Raw genomic sequence first — 19,861 nt, 5'->3', positions numbered from 1 at the left:
CCTCCTAAAATATTATATTATGATTAATAAAAAAAATAGTGCAGTTGTAAAATTTGAGATTATAACAGTATCAAATTATTCAAATATCAATACTATAATATTGATAGGTCAAATTATTTTTTAAATAGAGTAAAGGATATATATAATAATGAATAATTATTTTATTTCATTAAGTCCAAGCAAAGAAGATACAGCTTGGTATAAAGCAATTGCTGATGTAGAGTATTTTTTAAATTCTATAAAGTTTAAATCAATTCCCTTAAAAAAATGTAAAAAAAATATGGAGAGTTGTCTTAAAAATAATATAAATTGCTGTAATGAAGATAAAATAAAAAATAATGGAATTATATTGTTTCAATATCCAAGAGCTAGATTAGAAGGATTGGATTTATTTAAGATTACTGAATATATAAAATCTAATTACAGTGGATATAAATTGACAGCTTTAGTGCATGATCTTGATTCAATTAGGTATGGTAATTTTTTTGTTACTAATGCTTTGACAGAAGTAAACGAACTAAATCAATTTGATTATGTTATAGCAGTTAATAATGAGATGGCTGATTTGTTAAAAAAACAAGGAGTTTTTTCAAAAATATTATCACTTAATATATTTGATTATGTTTTATCAAATAAAATAGATGATTTTAATAGTTTTAAAAATTATAATATTATAACTGTTGCCTATGTAGGAAATTTAAAATATAAAAAATCCCCTTTTATTTATCAGCTTGATAAGGTTGATTTAAAAAATATTAATATTAATATATATGGACCTTGGTTAAGCAGTGAAAAATTTCATCCTTCTGAAAATATTAAATATATAGGATCATTTTTTGCAGATGATTTAGCTAATAAAGTAAATGCTGACTTTGGGTTATGTTGGGATGGAGATAATTTAGATAAATGTGAAGGTCAAATTGGTAATTATTTAAGATATACTAATCTGCATAAAGCTTCTTTCTATTTAGCAATGGGTATGCCTATAATAATCTCTAAAGATATTTCAACAGCTAAATTTATAAAAGATGAACAGGTTGGAGTTTTAATTGATTCTGTATATGATATACCAAACGTATTAAATAATATTTCAAATGAAGAATATTATTTTCTAAAAGATAATGCATTAAGATTATCAAATAGGCTAAAAAATGGATATTTTATAAAAAAAGTAATTCATGATATAGAGAAATTAATAACATCATAAAATTAGGAGAGGAATAATGTGTCAAATTATATACAAACGGAAGAGTTACTAGAGAAATGGATTGAAATTATTGAAAGCAAAGTTTCTCATGCTTCAATACGTATTGGAGATGGTGAGGCTGCAGTTGCTGCACATGAAAAAATATTGACTATGGATTTTGTTAATAAAGTATATCCATGGGTCAGAAAGAAAAATATTTGTTATTGTGGAGTTATTTTACCAAATAAAGATATTAGAGAACAACTTATTTGGTCATTAAGACAGGCGGATTTTTTGGGAGTACTTTCTCAAACAAGCAGATGGGTGTTCAAGCCTATTGCAGATATGATTATTGAGTACTATAAATTAAATCCAAAAAGCTATTTTTATGCTTTTGACAATTATAAAATAAGTACAATGAAAAAATTTTATAAAGTATTTAAAGATATGAGTGTATTACTTGTGGGAGTAAAATCTAAATATTTTAAAGAAGTCCTTGAAAGAAGATATGGCTGGAGTAATATTGCAGGATGTGTGGATTGTCCCAATTGGGATTATCTTAATGATGCAATAAAAGAAATGGATAAGTATAATTATCGAGTAGCTCTTGTTAGTGCCGGAGTGCCGGGTAAAATTTTGTGTGCACATGCTAAGATAAAAGGTAATGTAGGTATTGATTTTGGAAGCGGTGTAGATACTTGTCTTGAATCAGATCTAAATGGATTGTATGCGTGGGAGCTAAAATATGTCCCAAAAAGAAATTATATATCTATTAAAGACTAAAAAATAAATATTGAGGCAGCTTGATGGCTGCCTCGTTTCATAGTCTTTCCATAATGGTATATTTGTATTCTTATATATTTTTTTTATTCTCATCAATAATTCCCAAATGTTTATCATATGAATATACAAAATCAGCTTTTGATAAAATTTCTTCGTTCCCATAGAGGAATTGTAATCTTCCGTAGCTATTTGGCAGAACTTCATTATTGTTCTTTATTATTACATATATTAAACAATTTTTACAAAGTAAATCATATATAAGATATTTAACTTTAAAATCTTGAAATTCTGAGATACTTTGAAGATAAATTTCAACTAATTTACTTTCATTTATATGATATTCTTTTTTTACATCAATCATAGATTCTATGATTTGCATCCATTTTTTTTCCCAATTTGATTTGGAAAACACCTTTGAAACTTCTAGAGCATTTTTTTTAAGTTTTAATACTTTTTGAGGATTATCAAGTAAATTCATGATGGCATTTTTTAATTCTCCTTGGTCGGGATTAATGGATATACCATTGTAATTGTTGATTATTAAATCTGTTAAGCCACCTACTCTGGTTGCAATAATAGCATTTCCTGATGCCATTGCTTCAAGGCAGGATAGACTTGTTCCTTCACTGTAAAGCGTTGGTATAACAACAATATCTGCTTGTTTGTATGCTTTTGGCATTTCATTTAAAGGTAGGGAGTACCATCTAACTCTATCACCCCATTGCTTTATTTTTTCTATTACTTTATTCGTATCATTTTCAAAACCTTTACCAACAAAATGAATTTCTGTGTTGGGATATTTTTCGAGTATATCATCTATAGCTTCAAGAAATATATAAAAGCCTCTTGCAGCATAAAGCCTGCGAGGATACATTATAATTGTTTTTTCTCCTGCTTTTTCATAATTATCTCTTGGCGAAAATTCAGTGTCATCTACGTAATTTGGTATTACTTTTATTTTTGAGGCTACATTATAGTCTATAGTTTGATACCAATTTGCAGTATTGGTATCTACAGATACTATGGCATTACATAATCTGAAAGATTCAATAAAACGTTGATTACTATTCCAGAATTTTTCCCCTGAATTAAATACGCAGTAAGGTGAGTCCCAAGCAACTCCATGACTGATACCTATATTTATACCTGATGGTTTTGGATATACTTCGAAAAAAGCAGAATAAATGTTTAGCATTGTACTATAATGAGTCAAATTATAAAATTTATCATTAAAGGTTTCAGGAGTACTTTCAAGTCCATCTGAAAGTGATATTACATCCATATTTTCATACCGTCTTACCCATGTGGAGTTCCCATATTGGTATATTTGCATTCTTAATCCTAATTTTTGAAATAGTTTAAACAGATCAAATAAATATCTTTCTGCACCTCCTGAATAAAAGTTCTTTCCATTGAAATCAAAGAATGAAGCAGTTAGGGCAGCAATTGTTTGTGAATTATTGATATTAGAATAGGATAACAATCCTTTTGGAAGTATTTTAATTGCCTGCTCTACTTGATTTGTTCTTTCCTCCCAAGTGTTTTTATCAGCAAATTTTACGCCTTCAACGGCAGCTGTAGATTGAGTGCTTTTTTCTAAACACTTTTCTATTTTTTGCTCAAAGTCGTAACTATTATTTGCAATATATATACATTTACTTTTATATTGCTTTAACTCTGTTAAAGCGGAGGATACTATTGGTTTACCCAGTGAAGCGTATTCAAATAGTTTAACAGGAGATACGCTGTTTGTTAGTTTATTTACTTTAAATGGTATTATACATACATCAAAATATTGAGCATAATTTGAAAGATCTTCATGCTTAATTGGCCCTAATAAATTAATATTAGGTGAATTTAAAAGTTTTCTTTTTTCATCACTCACATTTCCTATTATAATAAATTGCCAATTTTTTTGTCTGATAGCAATACTTAATAAAAGCTCATCATCAAACCATTCTTCGATAGCACCAAAATATCCAATAATAGGTTTATTCGAAGATACTATATCTTTTATTTTATTTGGTATAGATGTATTTGATATATTTACAAAGTCCTTTGGATTAACAGCATTAGTTATATAAAGAGCATCTTTTCGCTTATTAGTATACTCCTTTAATAATTTTGCAGAATAAGTTACTATGTCAGCCTTTTCTATTAATTCATTATGTTTTTTCAGCATATCTTCATCATAGCAGCTAAAAAAATCAATTCTATCTAATATATCATACCAAATTAGTTTGTTTGGAATATAGTCAGCCCATGCTAATTGGATTAACCAAGTACACAATACAATAACATATTTATCTTTTATATATTGCAGTAGAAAATCTTCATTACTAACTACATATAGGTTTTCTTGTATTTCTTTTATAAAAAATTTTTCATTTGGAGGACAACAGAAAAAACACAAGTATCCTCTTGTTGATAATTCTTTTAAAAATTGCTGTGGCCTTTGAATTGGTTCCCAGTATACAGCGGTAGGATAGACTATTATTCCTTTATAATTGCATTTTTGCACTGTTTCAGATAATTTTTTAGTTTCTTCAGTTATGCCGGATCCTAAATAATTGCTAAAATATTCGGATTTTGTGTTATAAAATTCGGTAAAAGGAATTTTATTATCTGATTTTATATTGTTTTTATATTTATATTCAATTACTAAGGTTGGACTTAATCTTTTTTTATGAAAGTTTTTACCTGGAAATCCTATTAAGCTGTTAATATTTTCTTCTCCTCTTATTAAGATTCCATAATTAGGTATACTTTTATTTATCCAGCCTTTTATTAAATCTGTAATATCTATTTGTATTGGGCCAGTCTTTGCATAAGGGATTGAAAATGCAGCAGATACTTCGTTATAGGGTAAAGGTTGATTCTCCCAATTAACAGTATTAGAGTTAAAGTTTTCTATTAGTCTATAAACATATATATTTGATGTTCCTGGATTCTTTGGAACTTCATTTCTGGTTAAATGAAAGCATAAATATGCTTTTTCAATACTCATATTTAATAATTTTTCTTCTATGCTATTGAAATCAAAATTCATAAAAAATCTGTATATATCATTTATTTTCTTATATCTTCCTGTAAAAACAGATGTGTTGCTATTGTAATTTTTTTTTGGTGATGCTTTTGTTATATATACACAATTTGTTGCTTCTAAAGTTATTTTTAACATTATTAACCCCTCAATTATTTTAATTATTAGTTATTCTCATTATATGAAATATAGTTAATTGATGATAATTAAAAAAACTTTTTTATATTTTAAAAAATTATTAATTTTTATTCATTGGCAAATATAGCTAATGATACTAATTATTACTTGTAATATTAAATATTTTTTAGGTTAAATTAATTTTACAAAGGAGGTGATATTAATGCAATCAAATTCTAAAACAAATGCTAAAACTGGTTTAAAAAACATGAAGACTGAAATCGCAAGTGAGCTTGGTTTAGCAGATTATGAATCAATGGACAAAGGAAATCTTACAGCTAGACAGAATGGCTATGTAGGTGGTTATATGACTAAGAAGTTAGTTGATATGGCTGAACAACAAATGTCACAGAGATAATTAAACAATTTAATATAATATAAAAAATCGGTTTAAATTAGATTTTTAATTTAAGCCGATTTTTTACTACAATTTTAAATTTTTCTTTTTTTATTGTTTATTAAATAATTTTAATGATATAAAATTTATATTATGTTATGATAGTAAAAATATTTTATATAAAGTATACTGCTAAAATAGTATAGTTAGTATAAGAAGGAGATTATTTAATGAACAGAATTGAAGAAATATTGGAATTTAATAAAAGTTTTGTAGAAAATAAAGATTATGAAAATTATATAACAACAAAATATCCAAATAAAAAAATAGCAATATTGTCATGTATGGATACACGTCTTATAGAATTATTGCCGGCGGCCTTAAATTTAAAAAACGGAGATGCAAAGATTATAAAAAATGCAGGTGGTATTATCACTCATCCTTTTGGAAGCGTAATAAGAAGCTTATTAGTGGCAATTTATGAATTAAATGTAGAAGATATAATGGTTATAGGCCATTATGATTGTGGCATGCAGGGGTTAGATTCTGAAAAATTAGTAAATAAAATGTTAGCGCGCCAAATAAGCCAAGATAAAATTAATATGATAAAATATTGCGGAGTGGATTTTAAGAATTGGCTTAAAGGTTTTGATGACGCTGAAACTTCAGTTTTAGAAACTGTAAATATTATAAGAAATCATCCGTTAATACCATCTGATGTGAACGTCCATGGATTTATAATGGATCCTAATACGGGTAAGTTAGAAAAATTATAGTAACGCTAAAATAAAAGTATCTACTAGATACTTTTACTTTTACATATACAACAGTTATTTTTTATTAAACAAAAAATAAAAGCATAGTATTGTGATGGGTATTTAAAAATTTTTAAAAGTATAAAATAAAAAAGCAAAGGAGAGTATACATGAAGATTTTATTAATTAATGCATGCACAAGACCAAAATCCAGAACTTTAAAATTGGCAAAACATTTTATAGAAGTATATAAGAAGAAAAATTCAGAAGATGAATTCACAGAATTAAGGTTATATGACGAAAAGGAACTTACATATCTTGATAGGAGAAATATAAAGTTAAGAAATGAATTGATTGAAAAAAAACAATGGGATCATCCAATGTTTAAATATGCAAATGAGTTTGCTCAAATGGATCGTATAATCGTTGCTGCTCCGTATTGGGACTTAGCTTTTCCTGCTATTTTGAAAGTTTATTTGGAGAATATTTTTGTTTGTGGAATTACATTTGCATATGATGAGAATGGCGAAATTGGTCTTTGTAATGCTGATAAATTACTTTATATTACAACAGCAGGCGGACCTTTGCATGGCATGGATTTAGGTAAGCAATATATTGAAGCCGTATGCAAAGAATTTGGAATTGATAAATTTGATTATTTGCTTGCAGAAGGTTTAGATGTAAAGGAGTGGGATACTGAAAAGATACTAAATGAGGCTATATCAGAAGCACAAGAATTATCTTTGATTTGGTAACATAGTCTAATTTTATATAGCATTTATCTATATAAAATATGTATATAATATTAAGGAATTGAATAATTTTCTGTAAATGAACAAATTAAAAATTGCCTAAGTCATAATATTATGATAAGTTAAAATAAGAAGTAAATAAATTACTATATATATTCCATGTATACTATGGATAGGGGTGGTAGTATATATTCAGGGAAAAAGCAATTTTATAAACTGTTTTGCATATATTTGTGATGCATTTTAGAAGCTTTTGTTTTTCCTGTAATATGACAAAGATTAATAGAAATAATTTCATATTCGACATAATAAATGTTTTGTAAGCTATGGTAATTTAAGGTATATAAGTTAAGTTTAAATAGAATTTATGATTAAAATTAACATAGCGAAAAAAGGAGCAGTTGAAAGAGAAAATGAAAAGAGGATTGGTAAAAATGGATAAGCTATTAATAATAGTAATTGATGGATGCTCTTCAGATTATATTTCAAAAGAAAATACACCTAATTTTTATCGTATTGCTAAAAGTGGGTTTTGTAAATGTGCAAAATCATCTATTCCATCAGTAACTAATGTTAATCATGCAACAATTCTTTCAGGTAAATTTCCCTATGAGCACGGTATCGTTGGAAATTATTATTATAATAAAGAGACAGGAAAACAAGATTTCATTGAAAATTCAGGATTTATAAAAACTGATACAATATTTGATGTATTACATAGAAAGGGTGCAAAAACAGCACTATTAGCAGTGAACGCAAATATTATGGAGGTGTTTGGAAGAAATGTTGATTTTAGTATTAGCGTGCAAAAACCAAATGAAATTCTGGTAAGATTCTTAGATATGGAAATGCCACCCAAAGTAGGTACCTTAAAAGCTAGCGGATGGATTTTAGAGGCATGTCATAATTTAATAAAGAAGAATAATCCAGATGTTGTATATTGTACAACAAGTGATTATATGATGCATAACTTTGCTCCAAATACAAACGAAGCAATTACTCATATGCAGGAAATAGATAAATGGATAGGTAAAATTTATGATCTTGATCCAAAAAGAGAAATTTATATTACGGCAGATCACGGCATGAATAAAAAATCTAAAATTGTAAATTTACAAGCAATAATGGATAGAATGAAATATGAGGTAGTTTGTCATCCACCAATAAAAGACAGATATATAGAAAATCATGTGTATCAAGAGGGGGGAGTACTGTATTTATATTTTAAAGAAGCAGCAAAGGATAAAAAAGATGAAATAATAAAATTTATAGAAGAATATCCTTGTGTTGAATCTGTATGTACAAAAGAAGAAGCAGCGAAGAAGTATAACCTTCCTATGGATAAGATAGGTGATTACGTGGTTTTTGCAGGAGAAGACTATGCATTTGGAGAACTTGATGGAGAAGAGCTTGAGACGGACTGTATAAGAACACACGGGTCCCTTTATGAAAGGGCAATACCACTAATTGCAGTAAATGCCAGAGAAGAAGCAGCAAAGTACCGGTACAGCAGAGATATTGTAAGAATTATATTAGAGAAAATCGAATCATAAAATAATAAAAAGGGTTATTTCAGGATTGAGGGTTTTTAAGTTTAATTTGAAATAATCCTTTTGTAATATAAGTATTAATTAACATAATTAATGAAATTCTATATTTCATTTTTTCAAACTATCATAAATATATTTTTTAAAATAAAAAGTCTGTTTTTACAACAGATTTTTTATTTTAAAACAGCACTTTATTGAATTTATAGATTCAAGTATGTTACTATTAATAATAAGTATGTATATAATTATAAAAGACTTTTTTATTGTCTTATTTAGATGCTTTTTTATTGTTAATAAAGGTGACTTTTATTGTAAAAGTAGATTTTAACAATAAGGGATTTTAATTGATTTATGCGAAGCTTTATTTTAATCTTATAAATTTAAATGTGAGTTTGTTATAAAAATAATCTGATAACAAAAGGGAGTAATGGATATAAATTATGCAGGGTAAAGGAAAAGATTATATATTTATAAAATTAATAAAAGGATTCATAATAGGTTCGTCCATGTTGATACCGGGAGTAAGCGGCGGAACTATGGCAATTATATTGGGGGCTTATGATGATTTAATTCACGCTGTTAGTTTTTTAAAGAAAAATGTAAAAACTAATGGTTTGCTTCTTATTGAGTACAGCTTAGCAGGTCTTTTAGGTATTTTATTAATGTCAGGGCCTATGCTTGATGCTGTTACTGCATGGCGTAAACCTATGATGTTTTTATTTTTAGGTGCTATTTTAGGGAGTATTTCGCCTTTATATAGAAAAGCTACTATAGACAGAGTGAAACCAGTAAATATAGGTGCAGTGATTTTAGGAGGATCTGTTGCATACTTAATAACTTTATTTCCTAAAGGATTACTCTCTTTTGATTCAGGGTTTAATGTTAATAGCATGGGTATGCTTTTCATTGCGGGTATTATTATTGCAATAGCATTGGTATTACCTGGTATTAGTGGATCATATATTCTTCTAATATTTGGGATGTATGATTTAACATTGAAAGCATTAAGAGATTTTAATATATTATATTTAAGTCCCATTATAGTTGGTGCAATTGTAGGCACATTTTTGACTGCCGGTATAATAGAAAGGGAAATGAAAAGACATCCTCAATTTACATATATGCTTATAATTGGTTTTATGATGGGGTCTTTAATGGAAGTATATCCAGGTTTGCCAATGGGAGTGGAAATATGGCAATGTATAGGTACTTTTTTATTCGGACTTATTATTATTTTATGGATTAGCAAGTTAAAAGTAAAATAGTTTATTGAATAAAAGTCAGCATTATAGACACTTTAAATGGATTATTATAATATCATTATTGACTATTTTATAATTTTAATTTATATAGTTTTTATTCAAATTCATGTAGATATTCCTTACATTGATAAGTCAGATGCTATAATTGATAGTGAAGGTCATAAACAGAATTTAAAATCAGAATAAAATAACAGTTTTAATACGTATATAATTAACATTTTCTATATTCCTTAAAAGCTTACAAATAATTATATAGGATAAGGTGTACAATAGAAACAGAGAGGAAATTGAATATGAAAACAAACATTAAAAATATGACAGTCAAAGAACTGGAAACATTTTTTGGAAATATAGAAGAAAAAAAGTTTAGGGCAAAACAACTATTTCAATGGCTTTACAGGGGCGCTTACAGTTTTGATGAAATGACAGATTTATCTAAGGAACTTAGAGAAAAACTTGAAAAAGAAGCTTTTATAGAGCAACTGAAAATTGTAAAGATCCAAAAATCAAAAAAAGACGGTACACGAAAATATTTATTTGAATTATCAGATGGAAATACAATTGAAAGTGTATTTATGAAATATAAATTCGGAAATTCCGTATGTGTTTCTTCTCAGGCTGGATGCAGGATGGGATGTAGCTTTTGTGCATCAACAATTGGAGGTTTAAACAGAAATCTTACTGCAGCAGAAATGGCAGACCAGATATTATCCATTGAAAAAGATACTGGTGAGAAAATCGGTAATATAGTTGTTATGGGTACGGGTGAGCCTTTTGATAATTATGAAAATCTAAGCCAATTTATAAGAATTATTAATTCAAAAGAAGGATTAAACTTAGGAATGAGAAGTATTACCGTTTCCACTTGCGGTTTAATACCAAAAATTAAGGAATTTGCAAATGATTTTCCTCAAGTAAACTTAGCACTTTCACTTCATGCTCCTAATGATAAAATACGAAATATGCTTATGCCTATTAATAATAAGTATAATGTTGATGAATTGTTGGAAGTGTGCAGAGGATATATAAATAAAACCGGAAGAAGAGTTACCTTTGAATATGCTTTAGTAAAAGGAATAAATGATAATATAAATCATGCAGAAGAATTAGCTTTAAAATTAAAAGGCATGATCTGTCATGTTAACTTAATTCCTTTAAATAATGTATTAGAAAGCAATTTAAAAGGAACAGAGCGAGATGATGTGGAAAAGTTTAAAAATGTACTTGAAAAAAAGGGTATACAGGTTACAGTAAGAAGAGAAATGGGAAGTGACATAGATGCAGCCTGTGGGCAGCTTAGACTAAGAAATTAAAGGAAAATATCAAACTAAGATTAGTATAATTTGTAAAAATAAATACCATATTTGGTGTTTATTTATTGCTCGTATTTACTTAATGGTGTATAATAAAAGGACAATATTATAATATTTAAGGGGGCGATCCAAATGGTTAAGTTATTAATTGGACACAAAGGTAGTGGTAAAAGCAAAAAAATGATAACTCTTGCTAACAATTATGTGGAAAAAAGTGATGGGAACGTGGTCTTTATAAACAAAAATCATAGACTCATGTATGACTTAAAATATCAAATTAGGGTTGTATGTATGGAGGAGTATGAAAATATAACTAATAGTGACGAATATATAGGTTTCCTTTATGGAATTATCAGTTCGGATCATGATATTGAGGTTATTTTTATAGATAGCATTTTAAAACATGCAGATGTAAATCTTTCCGATGTACCTGAATTTTTAAACAGATTAAAAGGATTGTCAGAAAAATATGGTATTGAATTTATAGTAAGCCTAAGCGCAGATTTAAGTGAACTAGGTGATAATATAAAAGAATTTGAGATCTTAAATTAATTTATTGTGAAATATAATATTGTAAATTTAAGCGGTGATTGACTCACCGCTTTATCTTTGAAGAATATATGCAAATATTAAAGGGAAAAGATTATGAAAAAAAATATTTTGGTATTATGGGATATTGATGGTACGTTAATGCATTGTGGTGCTGATGGCACTACAGCATTAAATATGACTTTTAAACAACTTTATGGTGAAGAAAATGCATTTTCAAAAATAAAAGTAGGAAGTACTATGGATGCAATAATTCTTGATAAGATTATGGAAGAATTGGGATATAATAAAGGTGATTTGGAGCAAATAAAAAAGACGTATATAAAAAATTTAAAAAATGTATTAAGTAAAAATAAGCAAATAAAAGTACTTCCCGGTATTTGGGAAATCTTAGACTATATAGATGAGAGTGATTATTGTTATAATGCATTGTTAACAAGTAATCTCAGGATTGGTGCAGAGACAAAACTTGAATCAGTGGGTTTGAATAAATATTTTAAAGTCGGTGGTTTTGGTGATGAATATGGAGAAAAATGGGATGCGGCAAAGAAAGCAGTAAAAGAAGCTGAAAAATACTTTGGTGTTGAATTTGAAAATAAAAACATTTATCTAATAGGAGATGGTGTATATGATATTGAAACTTCCAAAAGAAATAATATAAAAAGTATTGGTGTTGCAACAGGGTGGATGGATTATGATATCCTTAAAAGTCATGAACCTGACTACTTATTCAAAGATTTGAGTGATTATAATAAAATAATTGATATTTTTAAAATTTGATTAGAGAAAATTTAGGAGATGATAAAGTGAAAAAAGTAGCAATATACATATTTATATCAGCATTTTTATTTGGTACAATGGAAGTAACTTTGAAAATGGCAGGAAGTGAATTGGATTCATTCCAACTGACATTTATAAGATTTTTTATAGGAGGGCTTTTATTACTTCCTTTTGCAATAAGAGAAATAAAATGCAATAAAACGGTAATCACTTTTAAAGATTATATGTATTTGCTTCTACTTGGTATTGTGTGTATCCCTCTCAGCATGTTATTTTTTCAAATAGGAGTTATGGGTGCAAATGCTTCTACAGCTTCTGTATTGATTTGTGTTAACCCATTATTTACCATGGTATTTGCACATTTTATGACAAAAGATGATAAAATGAATAAAATAAAAGTAGTAGCCTTTATGTTAGGTTTATTAGGAATTCTGTTTATGGTATCACCTTGGAAGCTGCAAGAAGGAAATACAGCAATGGGTATATTTTTAGTAATTTTAGGTGCAGTTTTCTTTGGCCTTTATACAGTAATGGGAAAAATCAGTATACAAAAAATGGGATTATATGCCCAGACAAGTATTAGTTTCATATTGGGATCTTTGGTTCTGCTTGTGATTTTATTATTTATGGGAAGACCTGTAGTTTTAGGAGTAGCAGATAATATATGGCTTGTTTTATACCTTGGTATATTTGTTACAGGACTAGGATATTTATTTTATTTTCTTGCTATTAAAAATTCCGATGCAACAACAGGATCTATTGTATTCTTTGTAAAACCTGCAATTGCCCCTGTTATGGCTGTCATTATACTTAATGATGTCATAACTTGGAATGGATATTTGGGTATAGCATTAATATTATTTGCCTCTTATATAAGTATAAGAGAAAAAAGAAAGGGTAAATATGAAGAACTTCAAGATTGAAGATTTTGAAAAAACTTTAAAAGACAGAAAACCAAAAGTTCTTGGATCATATAATTATTATTCAGTTTTAGTTCCACTTGTTGAAAAAGATAATGAACTTAATATTTTATATGAGGTACGTTCAGAACAATTAAAGAAACAGCCTGGAGAAGTTTGTTTTCCCGGAGGAAAGATGGAAAAAGGAGAATCTCCAAAGGAATGTGCCATAAGAGAAACTTCTGAGGAGTTAAATATTTTTCAAAAAGATATAAAAGTTATATCAAAGTTGGACTATATTCATACTTATAGTAATTTTACCATGTATTCATATCTTGGAGTTATAGATTATGAAAAAATTAAAAATACAAATGTGAATAAAGACGAAGTTAAAGAAATATTTCTTGTTCCTGTATCTTTTCTGGCAGAAAATGAGCCAATTATATATTATTTTGATGTAGTACCAAAGATTGGATCGGATTTTTCCTATGAAATGATAAATTCAAAAGAAGGATATAATTGGCGTAAAGGGAAATATACGGTACCTATATATAGATATAATAAATATGTGATATGGGGTCTAACTGGCAAAATCACTTACAATTTGATGAATATAATGAATCATAAAAATGAGAGAAATAGGTAATTATTTAGCTGTTTCTTTTTTTATGGTAAATTTTGAGGGGTTTTATTATGTAAATGATCAATATATAATTCCATACATGGGTACTGGGAATTAGAAAATATGTTGAAACCAATTAGTTGTAGAAATTGTGAAATCAATAGGATACTGAAAGGAGGCAATATGAGAAATTCATTTGTCAAGATTACGTTAACCCTATGTACGCTGTTATTTATGTTAGCACCAGCACAAGCACTTGCTTTGGAAACACCTCAGTCAAATAGCAATTGCAGTGCAAATGCAATCAATAATTGCAATACTTCCCAAAATTCATGGCAAACATTGTTTAATAAAGATTGTGGAACATTATGTCAACAAGATTTTAATTATTCAAAAGTTAAAAAGTATTTTGAATGTGGACAAAATTTTGATTGCACAAATACTGAATGTGATGTAAATACAAATGCGGATTGTACAGTAAATAATTGCGAAAATAATACTAACACTAATATCAATATTGATAATATAAAAGATGAAATAAATAAAGCAAATGTTGATACAGATAAAAAAGACGCAGAAACAGAAAAAGATAATACTCCTGCAAATGAAACAGAAAAGCAAGATGTGCAAAAAAATGAAACTAGCGATAAAGCCGATACTTCAAATCAAGAATCTGTAAACAATCAAAGCAACAATAGTGTAAATAATAATTCTAGTGCTGATAATGCTGCTAATATAGGAGACTATGAACAGCAGGTTGCAGATTTAGTTAATAAAGAAAGAGCAGCAAATGGTCTTTCTGCATTAACAGTAAACAGTAAGCTTTCTGAGGTGGCTGAAAAAAAAGCAGAAGATATGAGAGATAAAAACTATTTTTCTCATACATCTCCAACTTATGGGTCACCATTTGATATGATGAAACAGTTTGGAATAACATATACTGCAGCTGGAGAAAATATTGCTAAGGGTCAGAAATCACCTGAATCAGTAATGGATGGGTGGATGAATTCTGAAGGACATAGAGCTAATATTTTAAATTCTAACTTTACTGAAATTGGTATAGGATATGTAACGGATAGTAATGGAAATACGTACTGGGTACAAATGTTCATTAGACCATAAAATCTAAAGGGAAAATAAAATATTTAAGGGGATTAATATGACGGCATGACGATAAAATTGCCGTCATATTTTTTATTTATATAATCCAATTTATTAAGTTATCTTTGATACGTTAGCACGGTTATGTTAATATGATATTATAAATTTAAAATGTATAATATATGAATAAGAATATAAGTGAGTTATAATACTATTTTAATGGGGGTGAATTTATGATTATTAAATTAGCATTATGTCAAATGATGGGAGATATGAAAAAGGAAAAAAGTTTAGATAAAGCAGAAAAAATGATAAAAGAAGCAGCCAAAAAGGGCTCTAATATAATTGCCTTACCTGAAATGTTTAATTGTCCGTATTCAAATAAATATTTCAGAGAATTTGCAGAAGATGATAATGGACAAACGGTATCACTTCTATCTTCGTTGGCAAAAGAATTAAATGTATATATTATAGGAGGATCTATTGCGGAGCTTAGTAATGATCTAGTGTATAATACCAGCTATTCTTTTAACAGAGAAGGAAAGATTATCGGAAAGCATAGAAAAATACATTTGTTTGACATTGATGTAAAGGGCGGAATTACATTTAAAGAATCAGATACTTTAACAGCAGGAGACAGCACTACTATTATTGATACAGAATACGGAAAAGTTGGAGTGGCAATCTGTTATGATGTGCGTTTTCCTGAGCTTTTCAGAAAAATGGCTTTGGCAGGAGCTAAATTAATAGTATTGCCGGCAGCTTTTAATATGACCACAGGACCTGCTCATTGGGATATAACCATGAGAGTAAGAGCATTAGACAATCAAATATATTTTGCAGCTGTTTCACCTGCAAGAGATTTAAACGGACCATATCAGGCATATGGAGGCTCATGTGTTGTAAACCCATGGGGAGAATTTTGTGCTAAGACAGATTCTAAAGAGACTATAGTATACGCAGATATTGATACAGATTATATAGATACTATAAGAGATCAGCTGCCATTACTAAAACATAGAAGACCAGAACTTTATTAAATTATTATATAAAAATGAATTTGGTTTATTTAGTATATTGTAAAAATTTGGGTTTTTATGCTATACTAAAATAGTGCTGCCATAGAGATACGGTAGGCGGTTATGCCCTTTTGAGGGGGTGATGCTTATGTCTACAACGGAAACGATAGCCTTATTGGCGTTACTTGTTAATGTTGTATTAGTTACATATACACTCACAAAAAAGAAATAATCGCCCCGGTCTGGAAAACTAGGCGATTATTTTAATCTTCTATTAATTCTGGGCTAACCGTCTATCGGCAGCACTTTTTATATATCTATTATATGCTAGAAGGAACATAAAATGCAAGTGTCTTTATTATAAAATAATTAGCCTGTTTTCTTTTTATATATTTTAATATATAATTAACTTTAAAGTCTTAATTTCTAATAAGAATTGATTATTATGAAATAAATAATTTTTATATTATAAGATAAATAGATAGGAGAAATATGTCCTTTTTACCTACCACAAAAGAAGAAATGAATAAAAAAGGATGGCAGCAAGCAGATTTTGTATTAATAACGGGTGATGCTTATGTTGACCATCCTTCTTTTGGTACAGCCATTATCAGTAGAGTACTAGAAAGCAGGGGGTATTCTGTGGTTATTTTGGCTCAGCCTGATTGGAAAAGTGCAGAAGATTTTAAACGTTTTGGAAAGCCAAGATTAGGATTTCTAATAAATTCAGGAAATGTGGATTCTATGGTAAATCATTTTTCTGTATTTAAACATCGCAGAAAGACTGACAGCTATTCTCCTGGAGGAAAAGCAGGCAAAAGACCTGACAGAGCTGTGATGGTATATAGTAACCGAGCAAGAGAGGCTTATAAAGATGTACCAATTATTATAGGAGGGCTTGAAGCAAGTCTGAGACGTTTTGCCCATTATGATTATTGGGACAATAAAGTGAGACGTTCTATTTTAATTGATTCAAAAGCAGATTTACTCATATACGGTATGGGTGAAAGGGCAGTTGTGGACATAGCTGAGGCATTAGATTCCGGTATTTCTGCAAAGGATATAATTTGGATTAAGGGAACAGTTTGTAAAATGGTTAATACTATGCACAAACAAGGTATTTCCTCATCAGAATTTGAAAAAGAACAGTTTGGAGATAAAGAGACGATTCTATTACCTGATTACAGTGAATTAGTAAGTGGAAAAAATAGTAATAAAAGTGTAGATAAGATGAAAAAAGCTTATGCAGAGAGTTTCTTAATTCAATATCAAAACAGTGATTATATAACAGGTAAAAGACTTATAGAAAAGTATGATGATACAGTATACGTTGTTCAAAACCCACCTCAGGAGCCTCTTTCTACACAAGAACTCGATGATGTATATGAACTTCCGTATGAAGGGACATATCATCCATCATATGAAGCTTATGGCGGTATTCCGGCTATAAAAGAAGTTCAATTTAGTATTACATCAAATAGAGGCTGTTTTGGCGGCTGTGCTTTTTGTGCTTTGACTTATCATCAAGGTCGTCAGGTTAGAGGCAGAAGCAAAGAATCAATATTACGTGAAGCTAAAAAAATTACCGAAAATAAAGACTTTAAGGGATATATACATGATGTAGGCGGTCCCACAGCTAATTTCAGAGGCCCTGCATGTAAGAAACAACTTAAATCTGGAGTATGTAAAAACAAAGATTGTTTATATCCGCAGCCTTGTAGTCAGCTTATTGTGGATCATAAAGAATATTTAGATATATTAAGATCAGTAAGAAAACTGGATAAAGTAAAAAAGGTATTTATAAGATCGGGAATAAGGTATGATTATTTGATAGCAGATAAAGATACAACTTTTTTTAATGAACTTTGTAAATATCATATAAGCGGCACACTTAAAGTAGCACCGGAACATATTTCAAAAAATGTGCTTTCTAAAATGAGAAAACCCTCATCAGATGTTTTTGTAAAATTCAGTAAAAAATATAAAGAAATAAATGAAAAATTAGGAATGAAACAATATTTAATTCCTTATCTTATTTCTTCCCATCCGGGCAGTACTTTAAATGATGCAGTTGAGCTTGCTGTATTTTTGAAAAAGACAGGTTTTATTCCTGATCAAGTGCAAGATTTTTATCCTACACCGGGTACTCTTTCTACATGCATGTATTATACGGGTATAGATCCCATTAGCGGAGAATCTGTATATGTACCTACTAATATGGAAGAAAAAAAGATGCAGCGTGCTTTAATGCATTTTAATAAGCCTGAAAATCGTTCATTAGTAAGAAAGGCATTGGTAAAAGCCAACAGACCGGAGCTGATAGAGTTTCTTTTTAGGAGGAATTAATAAATGAGCTTAATTGCAGCACTACCTGGAATTTTAGAAGAATGTAGAATTGAATATGAAAGATTACTTAATAAGAATATAATTGATTTAAATATTTCAGAGATAGTTAATAAGCCTGAAAACCGTCTTGTTAAAGGTGATAATTTAGAGTATATGAAATATTTGTTAAAAGCTGAAAATATGGCTGGAAAGATAAATCTAATATATGTAGATCCTCCATTTTTTTCTAAAGCAGATTATGGAAAACAAATAAAACTTGAATCAAATAAGTCAGATAAAACCTTGAAAATGCAGCAGTTAGCTTATGTAGATACGTGGGAAAATGGATTAGAAGACTACTTAAAGATGTTAACTGTTAGATTTTTTATGATGAAAGATTTGTTATGTGAAGAAGGTTGTTTGTGGGTTCATTTAGATTGGCATGCCGTGCATTATGTTAAGATAATTTTAGACGAAATATTTGGCGCAGATAACTTTGTAAATGAAGTAGTATGGAATTATAAATCAGGTGGAGTCAGCAAAAAACGCTTCTCAAGAAAGCATGATACTTTACTTTTTTATAGTAAAACTCAAAATTACTATTTTAAACCTCAAAAAGAAAAGTCATATAACAGAGGATTTAAGCCATATCGATTTAAAGGCGTTAAGGAATATCAAGATGAAATTGGCTGGTACACTATGGTAAATATGAAGGATGTTTGGCAGATAGACATGGTAGGAAGAACATCTGGAGAGAGGACCGGATATGCTACTCAAAAGCCGGAAATATTGCTTGAAAGAATCCTTGAAAGCTGTAGTAAAGAAGGAGATTTGTGCGCTGATTTTTTTGGAGGATCAGGTACTTTAGCATCTGTTGCAAACAAAATGAACAGAAATTGGATTTCATGTGATAAAGGAGAAGCATCATTTTTAAATTCTCATAAACGGTTGATAAATGAAGAGGCAAAATATGCTGTGTATGAGACTAATTTACGAAAACAGAGATATACTAACATTGAAGAAGGCATTGATATAAATATACAGATTGAAGAAGCAAATACAAATAATAAAGAAAAATTATTAAAAGTGAAATTTATATCTTATAGACCAAAATATATTGAAGACATTCAATTTTTAAAAAATATTTCAAAAGATATGAGAATGATTTTACAAGAAGATTCCCTTCAGCTTATAGACTTTTGGAGTATAGATACTGATTATGATGGTCAAATTTTTAAATCCTCAGAAAATTTTATAAGAACAAAAAATGGTATCAAATTAGAATATGAAAAAAAGGGACAAAATATTGGAGCTGCTGTATGTATTAGAATTATAGACGTATTTGGATATAGTAATTTTATTGTATTTGATAGCTAAAGAATTGACTTTTAGATATTTAATAGGTAAA

Annotated in this window: 17 protein-coding genes; 16 read left to right on the top strand and 1 reads right to left on the bottom strand. The window is 28.7% G+C overall.

The genetic code is table 11. From position 1 onward, the window contains the following. Positions 1-148: 148 nt before the first annotated feature. Together K292_RS0103335 and K292_RS0103330 are read left to right on the top strand one after the other, a co-directional pair. The gene (locus tag K292_RS0103335; protein WP_027398648.1) at positions 149-1,207 is read left to right on the top strand and encodes a hypothetical protein; all 1,059 of its coding nucleotides are present in this window, start codon (positions 149-151) and stop codon (positions 1,205-1,207) included. A gap of 18 nt (positions 1,208-1,225) precedes the next feature. After that, positions 1,226-1,969, top strand: coding sequence for a GT-D fold domain-containing protein (locus tag K292_RS0103330; RefSeq protein ID WP_027398647.1), 744 nt, complete (start codon positions 1,226-1,228; stop codon positions 1,967-1,969). A 70-nt stretch (positions 1,970-2,039) separates the two neighbouring features. Here K292_RS0103330 and K292_RS0103325 read toward each other — a convergent pair whose 3' ends face one another. After that, a complete protein-coding gene (locus K292_RS0103325) occupies positions 2,040-5,150 on the bottom strand; it encodes a glycosyltransferase (RefSeq protein WP_027398646.1) in 3,111 nt (1,036 codons plus the stop codon). A 202-nt stretch (positions 5,151-5,352) separates the two neighbouring features. Here K292_RS0103325 and K292_RS0103320 point away from each other — a divergent pair, with 202 nt between their 5' ends. The 14 genes from K292_RS0103320 to K292_RS17670 all read left to right on the top strand — a co-directional run bounded on the left by K292_RS0103320 (position 5,353) and on the right by K292_RS17670 (position 19,830). Continuing rightward, entirely contained in the window at positions 5,353-5,547 is a 195-nt protein-coding gene (locus tag K292_RS0103320; RefSeq protein WP_027398645.1) for an alpha/beta-type small acid-soluble spore protein, read from the top strand. Positions 5,548-5,756: 209 nt separating this feature from the next. Next, positions 5,757-6,302, top strand: a complete 546-nt coding sequence (locus K292_RS0103315; protein ID WP_037372376.1) for a beta-class carbonic anhydrase — start codon at positions 5,757-5,759, stop codon at positions 6,300-6,302. A gap of 149 nt (positions 6,303-6,451) precedes the next feature. Next, the gene (locus tag K292_RS0103310; protein ID WP_037372374.1) at positions 6,452-7,036 is read left to right on the top strand and encodes an NAD(P)H-dependent oxidoreductase; all 585 of its coding nucleotides are present in this window, start codon (positions 6,452-6,454) and stop codon (positions 7,034-7,036) included. A gap of 410 nt (positions 7,037-7,446) precedes the next feature. After that, on the top strand, positions 7,447-8,586 hold the full coding sequence (locus K292_RS0103305) for an alkaline phosphatase family protein (RefSeq protein ID WP_245570819.1): 1,140 nt from the start codon (positions 7,447-7,449) through the stop codon (positions 8,584-8,586). 437 nt (positions 8,587-9,023) lie between these two features. Beyond that, the gene (locus K292_RS0103300) at positions 9,024-9,848 is read left to right on the top strand and encodes a DUF368 domain-containing protein (RefSeq protein ID WP_037372372.1); all 825 of its coding nucleotides are present in this window, start codon (positions 9,024-9,026) and stop codon (positions 9,846-9,848) included. Between the two features lie 290 nt (positions 9,849-10,138). Beyond that, complete coding sequence (gene rlmN, locus K292_RS0103295) at positions 10,139-11,158, top strand: 23S rRNA (adenine(2503)-C(2))-methyltransferase RlmN (RefSeq protein WP_037372370.1); 1,020 nt, start codon at positions 10,139-10,141, stop codon at positions 11,156-11,158. A 132-nt stretch (positions 11,159-11,290) separates the two neighbouring features. Continuing rightward, entirely contained in the window at positions 11,291-11,710 is a 420-nt protein-coding gene (locus K292_RS0103290; RefSeq protein ID WP_027398639.1) for a hypothetical protein, read from the top strand. 93 nt (positions 11,711-11,803) lie between these two features. Then, on the top strand, positions 11,804-12,487 hold the full coding sequence (locus tag K292_RS0103285; protein ID WP_027398638.1) for an HAD family hydrolase: 684 nt from the start codon (positions 11,804-11,806) through the stop codon (positions 12,485-12,487). Positions 12,488-12,513: 26 nt separating this feature from the next. After that, positions 12,514-13,410 (top strand): DMT family transporter, encoded by an 897-nt coding sequence (locus K292_RS15800; protein WP_051280236.1) that lies wholly within the window; start codon positions 12,514-12,516, stop codon positions 13,408-13,410. Then, positions 13,391-14,032, top strand: a complete 642-nt coding sequence (locus tag K292_RS0103275; RefSeq protein ID WP_051280234.1) for an NUDIX hydrolase — start codon at positions 13,391-13,393, stop codon at positions 14,030-14,032. Before K292_RS15800 ends, K292_RS0103275 begins: the two co-directional genes overlap by 20 nt. Before the next feature lie 159 nt (positions 14,033-14,191). Then, positions 14,192-15,130: a CAP domain-containing protein gene (locus K292_RS18180; protein WP_245570818.1), complete on the top strand. Its 939-nt coding sequence runs from the start codon at positions 14,192-14,194 to the stop codon at positions 15,128-15,130. Between the two features lie 212 nt (positions 15,131-15,342). Next, entirely contained in the window at positions 15,343-16,149 is an 807-nt protein-coding gene (locus K292_RS0103265; protein WP_037372368.1) for a carbon-nitrogen hydrolase family protein, read from the top strand. Positions 16,150-16,620: 471 nt separating this feature from the next. Continuing rightward, positions 16,621-18,474, top strand: a complete 1,854-nt coding sequence (locus tag K292_RS15790) for a YgiQ family radical SAM protein (protein WP_051280232.1) — start codon at positions 16,621-16,623, stop codon at positions 18,472-18,474. Between the two features lie 3 nt (positions 18,475-18,477). Then, a complete protein-coding gene (locus K292_RS17670; RefSeq protein ID WP_027398635.1) occupies positions 18,478-19,830 on the top strand; it encodes a DNA-methyltransferase in 1,353 nt (450 codons plus the stop codon). Positions 19,831-19,861 lie beyond the last annotated feature (31 nt).

Source organism: Anaerovorax odorimutans DSM 5092 (assembly GCF_000426305.1).
GTDB classification, from domain to species: domain Bacteria; phylum Bacillota; class Clostridia; order Peptostreptococcales; family Anaerovoracaceae; genus Anaerovorax; species Anaerovorax odorimutans.
The sequence above is the reverse complement of the archived record's forward strand: the minus strand, read 5'-3'. Positions and strand labels throughout refer to the sequence as shown.

Bases quoted from the DNA above. Each gene is read 5' to 3' on its own strand.
- K292_RS0103335 (WP_027398648.1), top strand. From the start codon at position 149: ATGAATAATTATTTTATTTCATTAAGTCCAAGCAAAGAAGATACAGCT.
- K292_RS0103325 (WP_027398646.1), bottom strand. From the start codon at position 5,150: ATGTTAAAAATAACTTTAGAAGCAACAAATTGTGTATATATAACAAAA.
- K292_RS0103320 (WP_027398645.1), top strand. From the start codon at position 5,353: ATGCAATCAAATTCTAAAACAAATGCTAAAACTGGTTTAAAAAACATG.
- K292_RS0103315 (WP_037372376.1), top strand. From the start codon at position 5,757: ATGAACAGAATTGAAGAAATATTGGAATTTAATAAAAGTTTTGTAGAA.
- K292_RS0103310 (WP_037372374.1), top strand. From the start codon at position 6,452: ATGAAGATTTTATTAATTAATGCATGCACAAGACCAAAATCCAGAACT.
- K292_RS0103305 (WP_245570819.1), top strand. From the start codon at position 7,447: ATGAAAAGAGGATTGGTAAAAATGGATAAGCTATTAATAATAGTAATT.
- K292_RS0103300 (WP_037372372.1), top strand. From the start codon at position 9,024: ATGCAGGGTAAAGGAAAAGATTATATATTTATAAAATTAATAAAAGGA.
- rlmN (WP_037372370.1), top strand. From the start codon at position 10,139: ATGAAAACAAACATTAAAAATATGACAGTCAAAGAACTGGAAACATTT.
- K292_RS0103290 (WP_027398639.1), top strand. From the start codon at position 11,291: ATGGTTAAGTTATTAATTGGACACAAAGGTAGTGGTAAAAGCAAAAAA.
- K292_RS0103285 (WP_027398638.1), top strand. From the start codon at position 11,804: ATGAAAAAAAATATTTTGGTATTATGGGATATTGATGGTACGTTAATG.
- K292_RS0103275 (WP_051280234.1), top strand. From the start codon at position 13,391: ATGAAGAACTTCAAGATTGAAGATTTTGAAAAAACTTTAAAAGACAGA.
- K292_RS18180 (WP_245570818.1), top strand. From the start codon at position 14,192: ATGAGAAATTCATTTGTCAAGATTACGTTAACCCTATGTACGCTGTTA.
- K292_RS0103265 (WP_037372368.1), top strand. From the start codon at position 15,343: ATGATTATTAAATTAGCATTATGTCAAATGATGGGAGATATGAAAAAG.
- K292_RS15790 (WP_051280232.1), top strand. From the start codon at position 16,621: ATGTCCTTTTTACCTACCACAAAAGAAGAAATGAATAAAAAAGGATGG.
- K292_RS17670 (WP_027398635.1), top strand. From the start codon at position 18,478: ATGAGCTTAATTGCAGCACTACCTGGAATTTTAGAAGAATGTAGAATT.